This is a genomic window from Mycobacterium sp. 1245801.1, assembly GCF_001673055.1.
Classification (GTDB): Bacteria; Actinomycetota; Actinomycetes; order Mycobacteriales; family Mycobacteriaceae; genus Mycobacterium; species Mycobacterium europaeum_A.
Genome location: NZ_LZKY01000362.1, coordinates 1 through 1,384 on the forward strand (window position 1 = coordinate 1; position 1,384 = coordinate 1,384).

Here is a 1,384-nt window from a genome sequence, read left to right on the forward strand (position 1 = left end):
TCGTCGTCGTTGGTGGCGCTGCACATGGCCGTGCAGTCGCTGCGCTCGGGGGAGTGCGACCTGGCCCTGGCCGGCGGTGCGACGGTGAACGCCACGCCGACCGTCTTCGTGGAGTTCAGCCGGCACCGCGGCCTGGCGCCCGACGGGCGGTGCAAGGCCTACGCGGGTGCGGCCGACGGCGTCGGCTGGTCCGAGGGCGGAGCCATGCTGGTGGTGGAGCGCTTGTCGGACGCGCAGCGCCTGGGGCACCCGGTGCTGGCGGTGGTGCGCGGCTCGGCGGTCAACCAGGACGGCGCCTCCAACGGGTTGACCGCGCCCAACGGTCCCTCGCAGCAGCGGGTGGTGCGTGCCGCGCTCGCCAACGCCGGGTTGGCCGCGGCCGACGTCGACGTCGTCGAGGGGCACGGCACCGGAACCACCTTGGGTGACCCGATCGAGGCCCAGGCGCTGCTGGCGACCTATGGGCAGGATCGCAGTGAGCCGCTTTGGCTGGGGTCGATCAAGTCGAACATGGGCCACACGCAGGCCGCCGCCGGGGTGGCCGGCGTCATCAAGATGGTGCAGGCGATGCGCCACGAGACACTGCCCGCGACGTTGCACGTGGACGCTCCTAGCCCGCACGTGGACTGGTCGGCGGGTGCGGTGTCGTTGCTGACCGAGGCGCAACCCTGGCGGGCCGAACGCCCGCGCCGGGCGGGCGTGTCGTCGTTCGGCATCAGCGGCACCAACGCGCACGTCATCGTCGAGGCCGCCCCGGCCGAACCGGTGCGGGAGGCCGGCCCGGCGCGGGCGGTGGTCCCGTGGGCGGTATCGGCGAAGTCCCCGTCGGCGTTGGCCGCGCAGGCGGCCCGGCTGGCCGAATACGTTCGCGCGCACGATGATCTGGACGTCGCCGACATCGGGTGGTCATTGGCGGGCCGCGCGACGTTCGAGCACCGGGCCGTCGTGGTGGGCGGTGACCGCGACCGGCTGCTCGCCGGGCTGGACGAGCTGGCCAACGACGACCCGACCGGATCGGTCATCCGGGGCACCGCGACACCGGCGGGCAAGACGGTGTTCGTCTTTCCCGGCCAGGGCTCGCAATGGCTGGGCATGGCAATCGAATTGCTGGACACCGCACCGGTATTCGCGCAGCAGATCCGGGAGTGCGAAGAGGCCTTCGCCGAATTCGTCGACTGGTCGCTGACCGACGTGCTTCGCGGCGCGCCCGGCGCTGCGAGCCTGGACCGCGTCGACGTTGTGCAGCCGGTGCTCTTCGCGGTGATGGTGTCGCTGGCCGAGCTGTGGAAGTCGGTCGGGGTGAACCCCGACGCGGTGATCGGCCATTCGCAAGGGGAGATCGCGGCCGCCTACGTCGCCGGCGCGCTGTCGCTGCGCGACGCCG

1 protein-coding gene is annotated in these 1,384 nt (G+C 72.6%); it reads left to right on the forward strand.

Annotation, left to right across the window (positions count from 1 at the left end; translation table 11 throughout):
* Nucleotides 1-1,384 (forward strand): type I polyketide synthase (locus A5622_RS22870; RefSeq protein WP_156753058.1); only part of this gene is annotated, 1,384 nt, incomplete at both ends.